Annotated in this window: 16 protein-coding genes; 11 read left to right on the top strand and 5 right to left on the bottom strand. The window is 69.4% G+C overall.

Going from position 1 to position 12,637, the window contains the following annotated elements:
- Positions 1-2 precede the first annotated feature (2 nt).
- The gene (locus tag ACQ4LY_RS09275) at positions 3-488 is read right to left on the bottom strand and encodes an FBP domain-containing protein (protein WP_431070833.1); all 486 of its coding nucleotides are present in this window, start codon (positions 486-488) and stop codon (positions 3-5) included.
- Between the two features lie 312 nt (positions 489-800).
- Between ACQ4LY_RS09275 and ACQ4LY_RS09270 the strand changes: the two genes are divergently transcribed.
- Entirely contained in the window at positions 801-1,148 is a 348-nt protein-coding gene (locus tag ACQ4LY_RS09270; protein ID WP_431070831.1) for a hypothetical protein, read from the top strand.
- Between the two features lie 120 nt (positions 1,149-1,268).
- On the opposite strand, the gene ACQ4LY_RS09265 is transcribed toward ACQ4LY_RS09270, so the two are convergent.
- Positions 1,269-1,670, bottom strand: a complete 402-nt coding sequence (locus ACQ4LY_RS09265) for a hypothetical protein (protein WP_431070829.1) — start codon at positions 1,668-1,670, stop codon at positions 1,269-1,271.
- 205 nt (positions 1,671-1,875) lie between these two features.
- Between ACQ4LY_RS09265 and ACQ4LY_RS09260 the strand changes: the two genes are divergently transcribed.
- Entirely contained in the window at positions 1,876-2,082 is a 207-nt protein-coding gene (locus tag ACQ4LY_RS09260; protein WP_056313104.1) for a CsbD family protein, read from the top strand.
- A gap of 46 nt (positions 2,083-2,128) precedes the next feature.
- On the opposite strand, the gene ACQ4LY_RS09255 is transcribed toward ACQ4LY_RS09260, so the two are convergent.
- A complete protein-coding gene (locus ACQ4LY_RS09255; protein ID WP_431070827.1) occupies positions 2,129-2,293 on the bottom strand; it encodes a hypothetical protein in 165 nt (54 codons plus the stop codon).
- Positions 2,294-2,417: 124 nt separating this feature from the next.
- Between ACQ4LY_RS09255 and ACQ4LY_RS09250 the strand changes: the two genes are divergently transcribed.
- The 5 genes from ACQ4LY_RS09250 to ACQ4LY_RS09230 all read left to right on the top strand — a co-directional run bounded on the left by ACQ4LY_RS09250 (position 2,418) and on the right by ACQ4LY_RS09230 (position 6,780).
- Complete coding sequence (locus tag ACQ4LY_RS09250) at positions 2,418-2,684, top strand: DUF7218 family protein (RefSeq protein WP_431070825.1); 267 nt, start codon at positions 2,418-2,420, stop codon at positions 2,682-2,684.
- 11 nt (positions 2,685-2,695) lie between these two features.
- Positions 2,696-3,766, top strand: a complete 1,071-nt coding sequence (locus ACQ4LY_RS09245; RefSeq protein WP_431070823.1) for a carboxylate-amine ligase — start codon at positions 2,696-2,698, stop codon at positions 3,764-3,766.
- A gap of 37 nt (positions 3,767-3,803) precedes the next feature.
- Positions 3,804-5,210: an MFS transporter gene (locus ACQ4LY_RS09240; protein ID WP_431070821.1), complete on the top strand. Its 1,407-nt coding sequence runs from the start codon at positions 3,804-3,806 to the stop codon at positions 5,208-5,210.
- Between the two features lie 62 nt (positions 5,211-5,272).
- Positions 5,273-5,968, top strand: a complete 696-nt coding sequence (locus tag ACQ4LY_RS09235; RefSeq protein WP_431070819.1) for a DUF899 domain-containing protein — start codon at positions 5,273-5,275, stop codon at positions 5,966-5,968.
- Between the two features lie 29 nt (positions 5,969-5,997).
- On the top strand, positions 5,998-6,780 hold the full coding sequence (locus ACQ4LY_RS09230) for an endo alpha-1,4 polygalactosaminidase (RefSeq protein ID WP_431070817.1): 783 nt from the start codon (positions 5,998-6,000) through the stop codon (positions 6,778-6,780).
- A 61-nt stretch (positions 6,781-6,841) separates the two neighbouring features.
- Here the strand turns inward: ACQ4LY_RS09230 and ACQ4LY_RS09225 are convergent, their stop codons facing one another.
- Positions 6,842-7,708: an alpha/beta fold hydrolase gene (locus tag ACQ4LY_RS09225; protein WP_431070814.1), complete on the bottom strand. Its 867-nt coding sequence runs from the start codon at positions 7,706-7,708 to the stop codon at positions 6,842-6,844.
- Positions 7,701-8,342 (bottom strand): TetR/AcrR family transcriptional regulator C-terminal domain-containing protein, encoded by a 642-nt coding sequence (locus ACQ4LY_RS09220; protein ID WP_431070812.1) that lies wholly within the window; start codon positions 8,340-8,342, stop codon positions 7,701-7,703. The genes ACQ4LY_RS09225 and ACQ4LY_RS09220 overlap by 8 nt, the downstream gene beginning before the upstream one ends.
- A gap of 29 nt (positions 8,343-8,371) precedes the next feature.
- On the opposite strand from ACQ4LY_RS09220, the gene ACQ4LY_RS09215 reads away from it, so the two are divergent.
- The 4 genes from ACQ4LY_RS09215 to ACQ4LY_RS09200 are packed head-to-tail and all read left to right on the top strand — an operon-like array spanning position 8,372 to position 12,496.
- On the top strand, positions 8,372-9,817 hold the full coding sequence (locus ACQ4LY_RS09215; RefSeq protein WP_431070810.1) for an amidase: 1,446 nt from the start codon (positions 8,372-8,374) through the stop codon (positions 9,815-9,817).
- Positions 9,814-11,226 carry an MFS transporter gene (locus ACQ4LY_RS09210; protein ID WP_431070808.1) on the top strand — a complete coding sequence of 471 codons (1,413 nt, stop codon included), beginning with the start codon at positions 9,814-9,816 and terminating at the stop codon, positions 11,224-11,226. The genes ACQ4LY_RS09215 and ACQ4LY_RS09210 overlap by 4 nt, the downstream gene beginning before the upstream one ends.
- Positions 11,227-11,261: 35 nt before the next feature.
- On the top strand, positions 11,262-11,942 hold the full coding sequence (locus ACQ4LY_RS09205; RefSeq protein ID WP_431070806.1) for a hypothetical protein: 681 nt from the start codon (positions 11,262-11,264) through the stop codon (positions 11,940-11,942).
- Positions 11,939-12,496, top strand: a complete 558-nt coding sequence (locus ACQ4LY_RS09200) for a hypothetical protein (RefSeq protein ID WP_431070804.1) — start codon at positions 11,939-11,941, stop codon at positions 12,494-12,496. Before ACQ4LY_RS09205 ends, ACQ4LY_RS09200 begins: the two co-directional genes overlap by 4 nt.
- Positions 12,497-12,637 lie beyond the last annotated feature (141 nt).

The following is a 12,637-nucleotide window of genomic DNA, read 5'->3' as shown; positions in this document are numbered from 1 at the left end:
AGTCAGCCCTTCACTGCGGCGATGAACGCGGCGACGTGTTCCTGCAGCTTGACGATCCGCATCTCGCGAGCGAGCTCGCGGTCGTACCCGTCGTAGGCGAGGGGCGGCAGCACCCGGACGTTCTTCGAGCATCCGAATTCCGTGCACACGAGGGTGCCGATGGTGTCGCCCTTGCGTCCGGCCGGACCCGCCTTGCGGGCGACGTACAGCTGCACGTCGTTGCGCAGCGTGACGTCTTCGCACCACGAGCACTGAGCCCTGGCGATGACGCGCTGCTCTGCACGCTGAAGCATCACGCCGGTGAGCACGTCGTCGACCCACGCGACGACGTACGAGCGACGAGGCAGCTTCGGGTCGACCCAGCCGAGGTAGTCGAGCTTTTCGAAGTCGACGTCGGCGAGACCGGGCGGCAGCGTGAGGTCGGAGACCTCTTTGCGGGAGGCGTTGAGGAAGGAGGCGCGCAGGGTGCGCTCATCGATGGGACGCATGAGGAGAGTGCTTTCGTGAAGGCCGCGAGTGCGGCGGAAGGAGAAGAGGAGACGGCATCCGAACGGATGCCGGGGTACGACGTATCTCCGGGGACGGGATGTTCCGCCTCCGGCCGATCGTCAGCCTCTGTCCGTGGCGCTGAACGCGCCCACGGCTCCATTCCGCGCTCGATCCGGCATCCGGAGAGCGCTCATCGACAACAGCACCCGGCGAGTCTACGCCCGTTTGTTTCACACCGTGTCGGTGCGGGTTTCCTCTCGCGCGACCTCGACCTACTCTTGCCGGAACGTCCGCTCACGAAGGAGACCACCGTGTCCACGCCGCTGAACCACCTTTCGCCCCTCTCGGTGCGTGAGCGTTCTGCGTGCATGTGCCGTCACGGCTTCGCCTGCTCCTCGTTCGCCGCGGGTCACGCGCTGCACCTGATCCAGGCGCGCATCGCCTCTGCGACGCCGGCCGAGTGGACGGACGCGATCGTCGAGCACGCCGATGCGATGTCAGGCGACCTGATCGTTCGCACGCTCGACGGCACCGCCCACGCGCTGTGGAACGGTGCGGGCGCACCTCTCGAGGCACCGGCGGGCACACCGATCGCTCTGCACGTGCGTTACGGCGTGCTGGCCGTCGGCCGCACGCAGTTCAACGTCGCGGTCTCCTGATCGCGTTTCGTCTCGTCGCTGCGCTCCTCGCTCAACGACCAGGGGATCGTCGCTGCGCTCCTCACTCAACGACCAGGGGGATCGTCGCTGCGCTCCTCGCTCGACGACCGGGGCAGCTGCTCAGGCGGTCGCCATCATCATGTTCTTGACGGCCATGCAGGCGTCCATGCAGTCCTTGCAGGCCTGCGCGCACATCTTGCAGACCTCGCTGTGGTCGGCGTGCTGCATGCACTCGTCCATGCAGGTCTGACACATGGCGATGCAGGCGTCGAGCATCGCCATCATCGACGCAGGCGTCATGCCCTGCATCCGCATCATCGAGCGCATCATCGTGTTGCACATGTCGGCGCAGTTCATGCATGCCGGGGAGCAGTCAATCATCTGCGTCGAGCACACCGTGCACGCCTGCTCGCAGGCCGAGCACGCATCCATGCACGCCTGCATGACGGACATGTCCATCGTCGCCATGTCGGGCATCGACATCATGTTCGAGCGCATCGCGCCCATCATCATCGAATCCATCTCGTACCGCCTCCGTCGTCGGCCGCAGCCGAGGTGAGAGCGGGCAGGACCACCCGCCTGAGGCCAGGGTAGCCCTCGTGATGGCCCGCGTCGATGCTCGGTCACGTCCTGTCACGCGCGGTCGTCGTTGTCAATCCCGTGTGCAGGATTCCGGGCCCGTGCGACGGTGGTCATCCATTGATCGACGGATGAAAGGAATCTCCCCATGAGTGGTGCAGACGACGTCAAGAACGCAGCCGAGAAGGCGGGCGGAAAGATCAAGGAGGGCGTCGGAAAGGCGACCGACAACGAGAGCCTCGAAGCCGAGGGTCGCGCCGACCAGACGAAGGCTTCGGTCAAGCAGGCCGGGGAGAACGTCAAGGACGCCGCTCGCAATGTCGGCGACGGCCTGCGGGACGCTTCCAGGGACTGATCCCGAAACGGAGTGAGGCCCGCCGAAGCGGGCCTCACTGCGAGGGTCAGCGGGTGCGGCTGCCGGAGATCGATCGGATCAACCAGGCGATGACCGCGATGGCCAGCAGCACCAGTCCGACCCACAGCAGGAACTGCAGGGACTGAACCAGTCCGCCGGTGATCGCCAGAATGATGGCGACGACGATGACGATGATCAGCAGGATGTTCATCGGATTTCCCTTCTTGAGGACGCAGGGGGGCGCCCGTCTACGGTCAATCAACCTAGACCCGCGCCGCCCGCGACCCAGAGCCCCTTGACGTGGGGGTTCCCGACGTGCGAGAGGAGCACAGGACATGCCAGGACGCAGGAACAACTCTCTGAAGGACCCGGAGCTGTACGAAGAGCTCCGTGACGACGGAGCCTCGAAGGAGAAGGCCGCGCGCATCTCGAACGCCGCGGCGAAAGAAGGTCGTAGCACTGTAGGCCGCCGAGGCGGAGAGCACGGCGACTACGACGACTGGACCGTCGAAGAACTGCGCAAGCGCGCCAAGGAACTCGGCCTCACCGGGTACAGCGGCAAGCGCAAGGCCGAGCTCATCTCGGCGCTGCGCGACCATTAGGGCCGCCCTCCGTGGCCAGGTTCGGCATCGAAGAGGAGTTCGTCCTCCTCGATGAGCAGACTCTCGTCCCGTCGGCCATGAGCACCTCCACCCGACAGCGCCTCGCAGACGAGGCGGGCGCAGGCCTCACCCCCGAATACCTGACCTGCCAGCTCGAGTCCGCGACCGAGCCGATCGAGAGCAGAGCGGATGCCGAGGCGCAGTTGCGCCGCACACGCCGCCTTCTCGGCACCTATGCCGCCGATCAGGACGCGATCATCGGCGCCATCGGCACGCCGTTCATCTCCCCCAACCGCTTCACGGTGTCGTCATCGGCGCACTACGACGCCGTCTCCGCCCAGCTCGTCGAGATCACCCGCGAGCACGAGGTCAACGGCCTGCACGTCCACGTCGAGGTCACCGACGACGAGGAGCGGGTGCGCGTGCTCAACCGTGTCAGCGCCTGGCTGCCGACGCTGCTCGCCCTCACCGGCAATTCGCCGTTCGCGCACGGCAGGGATTCGGGCTTCGCGAGCTGGCGCAGCATCCTCATCCGCCGACTCCCGTCGTCATGGAGTCCGCCGCGCTTCCGCGATCTCGACGACTACCAGGCGCACATCGCGCAACTCGCCGCCATGGGAGCGATCGCCGAGGCGAGCTCGCTGTCGTGGACGGTGCGCCTGTCCGAGCGATTCCCCACCGTGGAGGTCAGGGTGTTCGATGCGCAGCTGACCGTCGACGACACCCTTCTCGCCGCTGCCCTCACTCGCGCACTCATCGTGAGCGACGCGCTCGACGGTCTGCCCGAGCTCGGCCTCGACGCGGTCGACGCCTCACTGTGGACGGCTGCGAGGTACGGACCCGAGGCGCTGCTCGTCGACCCCTCGAGCGGGGGCACGGCTCCGACCTGGACGATCGCCGACGATCTTCTCCGGCGACTGCGCCCGACGCTCGCGCACCTGGGCGACGAGGACTTCGTCATGGAGAGGATCGCGCGCATCCGCACCGAGGGCTCCGGCGCCCAGCGCCAGCGCGATGCGTATGCCGAGAAGGGAACGGCGGGCCTCCGCGAGCTGTACCGCGCGAGCACCGCAACCGCCTGACCGCCCGCGCGCCCTCAGACGGCAGTAGTGTCGGCCTGTGGCATCCTCTCGTTTCGCACCCCTGCAGCGGCTCGTGATCTCGGTCGCCGTCCTCGCGTCCTTCGTGACCTTCCTCGACGGCACCGTCGTGACCGTCGCCCTCCCTGCCATCAGTCGGGAGCTCGGCGGCGGCATCACCACCCAGCAGTGGGTCGTCGACGCCTACCTCATCACCCTCAGCGCGCTCATCCTGCTCGCGGGTTCGCTGTCGGACGCCTACGGGCGCGTACTCGTGATGCGCGTCGGCCTCATCGCCTTCGGTGTGGCGTCCGTCGCCGTGGCCGCTGCTCCCGATCCGCTGATCCTGATCATCGCCCGCGCAGCACAGGGCGCGGCAGGCGCGCTGCTGGTGCCGAGCTCTCTCGCCCTGATCACAGCGACGATGCGCGCAGACGTGCAGTCGCGGGCTATCGGCGTCTGGACTGCGTTCACGACCGCCGCGCAGCTCGTCGGACCCCTGCTCGGCGGTCTCTTCGTCGACTTCCTGTCGTGGCGATTCGTCTTCCTCATCAACGTGGTCCCGATCGCGGTGACCCTCCTCCTGCTCTCCCGTCTGAAGCTGAAGGAGCATCCGAGCGGCGTGCGAGTCGACTGGATGAGCGGCGCACTGTGCGCGATCGGACTCGGCGCCGTGGTCTTCGCGCTGATCGAGCAGCCGAACATGGGCTGGCAGTCTCCCGCGATCTGGCTGCCGGGCATCGTCGGCGCCGCCTTGTTCGCCTGGTTCCTGGTGCGTCAGCAGCGGTCGTCGGCGCCGCTCATGCCGCTGTCGCTGTTCCGCGTGCGCGACTTCGCCTGGGGCAACCTCGCGACCCTCTTCGTCTATGCCGCACTGTCGCTCAACGGTTTCGTCGTCGGCGTCTACCTGCAGCAGGGTGCCGGCCTCAGCGCCACCGCCGCCGGCCTCGCGAGCCTGCCGATGACGATCCTGATGATCCTGGTGAGCTCGCGCGCGGGTTCGTGGGCCGGGCGCTTCGGGCCGCGCATCTTCATGACCGTCGGTCCGCTGATCATGGCCGTGGGTGCCCTCATGCTCCTGCTCGTCGGCGAGGACTTCGACTACTGGTGGCAGGTGCTCCCCGCCATGATCGTGCTGGGCCTCGGCCTCTCGCTCACGGTCGCCCCTCTCACCTCGGCGATCCTCGGTGCGATCGACGAGTCGCGCTCGGGCATCGCATCCGCCGTGAACAACGCCGTCTCCCGTGTCGCGGGCCTGCTGGTCGTGGCCATGCTGTCGACCATCATCGGCGGCACGCTCGACCTCGCGGGCTTCCACAACGCCGCGTGGGTGACGGCGGCACTGCTCGTGCTCGGTGGGGTCGTGTCGTGGATCGGCATCCGGCGCAACCCTGCAGAGGACCCGGCGCCGGAGACGGTCGACGGCGCACCCTCGCCGATCGGTTGACGATGTCGGCGGTCGGGCGCACACTGGGGGCATCGTCCTACCGAGCATCCGGAGGTCCACCCGTGAGCACGACCCAGACGCCTCTCCCGCCCGTCGTCGACGCCGACACCTGGCGGCGTGAGCTCGACGCACTCCGCGTGCGCGAGAAGGCCGCGACGCGAGAGCTCGATGCGATCGCGGCCGAGCGCCGACGGCTGCCGATGGTCGAGCTGCCCGAGTACACGCTGGTCGGCGAAGACGGACCGGTGCGCCTCTCCGAGATGTTCGACGGCCACCCGCAGCTCATCGTCTACAACCACATGTGGACCGACGGCAACGAGTGGCAGTGCCCCGGGTGCACCGGCTTCACCTCGCAGTTCACCCGCCTCGACTTTCTCGAGAGGTACTACGACGCGCGGTTCGTGATCGTCACGAACGGGCCGATCGACGAGGCGCTGGCCTACCGGGATCGGGTGGGCAACCGGATGACCTGGTACTCGAGCGCCGACAGCTCGTTCGGGGCCGACATGGATGCGGGTCCGAACGAGGGCTTCGGCGTGAACGTGTTCCTGCGCGACGGCGACACGGTCTACCGCACGTGGCATACGAACGGGCGGGGCACCGAGCGGATGAGCCAGCTGCAAGGGCTCGTCGACCTGCTCCCCTACGGCCGTCAAGAGGCGTGGGAGGACTCGCCGGCAGGCTGGCCGCAGCACGGCACCTACGATCAGGGGATGGGTTCGAAAGAGATCGCCGCACTGTACGGGGCGCGCAGCTGAGACGGGCGACGGTCGCACTCGCCGCGACGGTGCTCCTGACTCTGGCGGTCTCCGGGTGTGCCACGACCGCCTCCGACGCCACCTCGACCTTCGTGCTGCCACCGGCCGGTGCAACCCCCGATTATCAGCTCGGCGGCGCCTATGATCCGGCCGACGGCATCGGCATCGTCGGCCGGGACCGGTCGGACGAGCCCGCAGAGGGGCTCTACTCGATCTGCTACGTGAACGGGTTCCAGACCCAGCCCGGCGAGCTCGATGCCTGGCCGACCGACCTGCTGCTGCAGCGTGACGGCGAGACCGTCTTCGACCCCGACTGGCCCGATGAGGCACTGCTCGACACGTCGACCGACGACCGCCGCGACCGCGTCGCCGAGATGGTAACGCCATGGATCGAGGGCTGTGCGGATGCCGGTTTCGACGCGGTCGAGTTCGACAACCTCGACTCGTACACGCGCTCCGACGACGCGCTGACCCTCGACGACAACCTGGCCCTCGCGGCACTCCTCGTCGACGTCGCCCACGACTCGGGTCTCGCCGCCGGGCAGAAGAACGCGGCTGAAGATGCTGCCATGCTGCACGAGCGCGCCGGGTTCGACTTCGCCCTGGTCGAGGAGTGCGCCGCATACGAGGAGTGCGCCGCGTTCACCGACGTCTACGGCGACGCCGTGATCGACATCGAGTACTCCGACGAGCTTCCTCGCACGTTCGCCGAGATGTGCTCCGACGACGACTCCCCCGCATCCATGGCGCTGCGCGATCGCGATCTCGTCACGCCGGGGCATGAGGAGTATGTCTTCGAGACGTGCCACTGACCGCGAGGTCGTCGATGTGGGGGCGGATCACTCGCCGAGCACGATCACCTGCCGAGCACGATCACTCGCCGAGAACAGCCTCGATGATGGTCTCAGGCCGCGTCGCGGCGAAATAGTGCCCCTGCTCCTCGAGCTCCCGCAGGTGAGCGTTCGACAGCTGCGTGCGCGCCCAGCGCGCGACACCGATCGGCACGTTGCCGTCGGCGTCGCCGTGCACGAGACGCACCTCCTGGCGAATGTCGCCGAGGGCGATGCCCGTCGAGTAGCGCCGCAGGTCATCGACCGCAGCGCGCGCTCCCTGACGCATCCCCTCGGCGGCGTCCGGGGCGATCCGCGCCTGCAGCTCCGGATCCGCCATGATCGCGCGATCCGCAGCCGGCCAGGCATCGACGTTTGCGGCGCGGGTGCGCGCGAACGGTCCTCGCCCTTCGAGCATGACCGTCGCGAGTCGCGGCGCGAAGCGCGCGACGAGGTACAGGGTGGAGACGACCGGGATGCGGTCGTCGAGCGCTGAGCGAGGAGCCCCGGGGATCATGCCGCAGGCGAGCACGACGCGGTCGATGCGGTCGGGATGCGCGAGGGCCAGGGCCAGCGAATACCCTGCACCGCCGGAGAAGCCGAGAGCCGCGGCCTGCTCGACGCCGAGCGCGTCGAGCAGAGCGACGGCGTCGTCACCCCCGGTGTCGAATCCGCGATCCCGCGAAGGCGACGTGGCACCGACCCCTGGGCGATCCGGGGCGATGAGGCGCACGCCGGCCGCCAGCGCAGCATCGTGCAGCGGCAACAGCTGATAGCGGGATCCGGGAGAGCCGTGCGCCGCGATGACGGGCGTTCCGTGCGGGTCGCCGAGCTCGCAGTAGGCGATCTCCCGCTGCCCTGTCGAGAGCGTACGAGTGGGCGGAAGCGCCACGACCGGGGACTCAGCCACGTGCTCGCCGCTCGGCCGACGACGCGAGACCATCGAGCAGCAGATCGAGCCCGATCACGAAGCGGCGGTCGACGTCGTGGAACCTGTCGAACACGGATGCCGCCCGTCGCTCGGGCGCGATGTCGATGAGCTCGAGTTCGCCGCGTCCCAGCCGGATGGCGACGTGCCCGGTCACGAAATCGTGCACGGCGGCGTAGCCGTACGCCGCCGTCTCGGCATCCAGACCCGCCTCGCGCAGCGCCGCCACGACGCGGTGCGCGACGTCGTCGGCGGCCGGGGTGTCGAGCGCCGCCCGACTGTGGGCCTCGAGAACGAGCGGATGCCGCAGCAGCAGGTCACGCAGACCGCGGGCGAACGTCCCGACCGTGGCGCGCCAGTCGCCCTCGGGCCAGGCGATGTCCTCGATCGCCTCGTCTACGACGACGGCGATGAGGCGGTGGCGCAGCGCATCGATGCCGCCGCTCGCGCGGTGCACCGCCATCGCGGAGACACCGAGCGCATCGGCCAACGCACGGAAGGTCACCGACTCGAGCCCTCGGTCGTCGGCCAGACGCGTGGCCGCGTCGAGCAGAGCTGTCTGATCGACGGCCGTCGGACGACCGGGTCTTGCGCGCTTCGTCGATTCCGCTACCATGACTCGACAATACCGTTACACGTAACGAAATGGAACCCATGGATCCCCTCGTCGACCTCACGGGCCTCGAACTCGCGTCGGCCTTCCGACGACGTGAGCTCGGCGTCGTCGAGGTCACCACGCTCGCACTCTCCCGTGCCGAGACGGTCGGCGCGGCAGTCGGCGCGTTCACGACTCTCGCTCCGGAACGCGCCCTCGCGCGCGCCGAGACCGCTCAGCGCCGCATCGACCGCCACGAGGGCGCCGTCCTGACGGGTGTGCCTACGGCGATCAAGGACCTGGAGCCGACCAGAGGCGTACGCACCACCCTCGGCTCCGCGGTGTTCGCCGCGTGGGTGCCCGATGTCGACGATGTCGTGGTCGAGAGCATCGACGGCGCCGGCCTCGTCTGGATCGGCAAGACCGCCGTCCCCGAGCTCGGAGCCGCTTGCTACACCGAACCCGAGGGGGCGGCGCCGAGCCGTTCGCCGCACGACCTCGAGCGTTCGGCCGCGGGGTCGAGCGGCGGCGCGGCGGCTGCCGTGGCCGCGCGAGTCGTCCCGCTCTCGCAGGGCAGCGACACCGCAGGGTCGCTGCGTTCTCCGGCGAGCGCGTGCGGGATCGTCGGCCTCAAGCCCAGTCGCGGGCTGCTCACGGGCGGCCTGGCCGGGCATGACGGACTGGGGCTCTCCACAAAAGGCCCGCTCGCGCTGTCGGTCCGCGATGCGGCGGCGCTGCTCGATGTGCTGGCCGACGCCCCACCGGTCGGGTCGATCCATCCGCCACGGCGCACCGGCTTCCTCGCCGCCTGCGACGAGCAGGTTCCTCGACTGCGCATCGCGGTCGCCGTCGAATCGGTCTCGGGAGGCGCGATCGACCCGCTGGTCGCGGCCGCGGTCGAGGACACCGCCGCGCTGCTCTCCACTCTCGGCCACACCGTCAGCACCGTGAGCCAACCCGCGGATTCGGTCTTCGTCGAGGCGTTCTCCGACCTGTTCAGCGCACTCGCCGCCGCGAAGCCGGTGCCCGCAGACGACGAAGCGCGGCTCCGGCCGATCGTGCGATACCTGAGGGCGCGCGGCCGTGGCCTCGACGGCGGAGCATTGGCAGCATCCGCCCTGACGGTCCAGGCCTCCGCCGGGCAGTGGGCCGAGCGGTTCCGCGACGCCGACGTCGTCGTGCAACCGACCATCACACGTCTTCCGGCATACGTCGGCGAACTCCGCGACGATGGCGACCCCGCCGGCGAGCTCGCTGCCATGACAGCGTTCACCGGCAACACGATCCTCGCGAACGCGACAGGGTTCCCCGCGATCAGCCTTCCGCTCGGCTGGACCGACGACGGCGTCCCGATCGGCGTCATGCTCACGGCCCGCTGGGGCTGCGACGACCTGCTCCTCGCACTCAGCGCACAGCTCGAGCGCGCGGCGCCCTGGCGTCACCACCTTGCTCGCACGCTCGTCTCGCAGCATCCTCACCCCGAAGGAATCGCATGACCACTCGCACCGACATCGCGGCCGCCACCCGCAACCGCCGCTGGGCACTGACCGGCCTGGCCGTGATCGTGCTCGCCGCCGCCTCCCTGGAAGGGTTCGTCCTCCCTGCGCTCCCGCGGCTCCAGCAGGACTTCGGGGTGGATGCGGCCACCGGCGCTCTCGCGAGCGTCGTGCCGACCGTCATCACCGTGATCGTCACCCCGCTCGCCGGCCGGCTCGCCGACGTCTACGGCGCCGGCCGCACACTCGCCGGACTCGTCGCGATCGTGATCGCCGGAGGCCTCACCAGCGCCTTCGCCCCCGACTTCGCCGTCTTCATCGTGGGCCAGGCGCTGCAGGGCTTCGCGCTCGGGATCATCCCGGTGGGGTTCGTGGTGCTGAGGCACCTCTTCCGCGCGGAGTCGATCAAGACTGCGTCCGGAGTCCTCGTGGCGATGAGCGTGGCCGGCGCCGGCCTCGGCGTGCTCACGGCGGGCCCGATCATCGAGGCGACCTCGAGGGCTGTGCTCTACGCGGTTCCCACCGGTGTGGTCGCTCTCGGCGCGGTCCTGTTCTTCGCGGCGCGGCCGGGGCTGCAGCGCCGCGACCCCGATGCCCCCACCGGCGTCGACTGGCTCGGAGCGGGCGTCTTCGCCGTGGCGCTCGTCGTGCTCGTCGTCGCCCTCGCGAGCACGTCGTCTGCGGGCTGGCTCGCCCTCCCCACGCTCGTGCTCTTCGCCGCCGCCGTCGCCCTGCTCGCGGTGTGGATCTGGATCGAGAGCAGGGTCGCGCAGCCCATGATCGACGTGGCCTCTCTGCGCTCCCGATCGGTCGGAGGAGCAGTGGCCGTGGGTGTCGCGATCGGCGCCGGCTACGCGCCGATCGTCTTCCTCGTGCCCCAGCTGATCGCTCAGCCGACGGACACCGGATACGGACTGGGCGCCACCGCGAGCCAGACCGGACTGTTCCTCGCCGTCGCATACGCCGCCGGTGTGATCTCGTCGGTGCTCGCCGGACGCGCGGCACGCACCATGGGGCTCCGCCCCGTCGGCGTCGTCGCGATGGTGATCCTCGCGCTCGGCTCGATCATCGCCGTTCTCTCCTCGGCGCCCGTCTCTCTCGTGCTGATGCTGCTGCTCGCCGGTGTCGGCGCGGCAGCAGCATCCACCGTCGTCTACGCGTCGGCCGCGATCGGTGCGGAGGCACACGAAGTCGGCGTCTCGACCGCGCTGATCACGATCGCCCGAGCCGTCGGAGGCGCACTCGCGACCCAGGTGGTCGCGTCGCTGATCACGGCCGACGGGGCACCCGCCTTCGTGACCTTCCAGGTGGCGTTCGGAATCGCCGCGGCGATCTCGCTCGCGGGCGCCGGGGTCGCCTTCTGGCTGATGCCCCGAGAGCGCGCGGAGGTGACCGGCGCTCACTTCTGATCCGACGCGGGAAACACGCTCGCTAGGCTGGCCTCGTGAGCAAGACGGGGGATCACGAGCGCGCCGCGCCGAAGATCGCCGTGCGTGCGATCGTGTCTCGTTGGGGGCGTTCGCTCGCCGAGGTTCCCCGCTGGATCTGGATCGCCGCGGCCGCCCTCATCGCCCTGGTCCTCGTCGTGGTCGCGATCGGCGGTTTCGCGCAGGCGCAGACGGCTCCGACCGAGCTCGGTGCGGACGACGAGGCGCGCGCCTCCGTCTATGCCGTCACCGTGCTCGACGCCGAGTTCACCGACGAGGTCGAGTCCGAATACCTCGAGGCCGACCCCGGAGAGAAGCTGCTCGTCATGACGATGCGCATGGAGAACCTGTCCGATGCCCCGATCGGCGTCGGCACCACGGCCGACCGCACGAAGGCCGGGCTCGTCAACACCGACAACCCGCTGATCGAGCTCACCGGAGCCAGTGCGACGGACTCGGTGTCGATCTGGCGCGCCGACGGCTCCTCGGGCCAGGTCATCCTGCAGCCCGGCGTCCCGAGCGAGGTCATGCTCGCCTGGACCGTGCCGGATGACGCCTTCCCCGATGGCGTCGTCTCGCTCGACCTCCACGAGGTGGAGATCCGTCGCGGCGCGGTCATCCTGTCGTCGAGCGTCGTCACGTGGCGCGCGACAGAGGCGTTCGCGCGCATCAGCGTGACTCCGACGGAGGCGCCATGAGACGTGCCCTGCCCTGGGTGATCGGCGGCGTGCTCGTGATCGCCGCGGGTGCGGTCACCGCCGTGACGCCTGACGACGAGTCGCTGGTCGGGCCGACAGTCCAGCGTGGCTCCTTCGGCGACGCGATCGGATCGCGCACCCTCATCGCAACGGCATCCGAGGCGACCTTCGCCGACGAGGTGGCCGTGCCCTCCTCCGACTGGAGCGCCGAGGGCAACTGGCTCGTCGTGACGGTCGTCGCCTCTGCGCCGACCACCGAGGTCGATGCCGCGATCCCCCTCGCGACCCTGGTGGTCGGCGATCGGGTGTTCCAGGCCAGCGAACGACCGTCGGCATCGCTCATAGCCACCCCGCTGCGCGTCGGAATCGACACGATCGGCATGCTCGCATTCGAATTGCCGCCGGATGTGGACTCGGGAACGGCAGAGCTGCGGTTGACGACGTCGTACTTCACGACCGAACTCGACGACCTCGTCGCGATCCCGTTCTCCCTCGACGATCTGCCCCGCACACCGAGCCTCGAGCTCACCGACTCCGAGCTGGTCGCCCCGTGACGTGGTGGCGCGAGCAGCGCACGGCGCTCATCGCTCTCGTGATCGCGGCCGTCGCCGTGGTCGCGGCGACCGTGTGGCTCGACGTCGTTCCGAGCATCCGACCGACCGACCGGGTCATCGAGGCCGAGTCGACTGTCGACA

The sequence above is a fragment of the Microbacterium phyllosphaerae genome, from assembly GCF_050628115.1.
Classification (GTDB): Bacteria; Actinomycetota; Actinomycetes; order Actinomycetales; family Microbacteriaceae; genus Microbacterium; species Microbacterium phyllosphaerae_A.
This window is presented reverse-complemented; position numbering and strand designations above follow the sequence as displayed.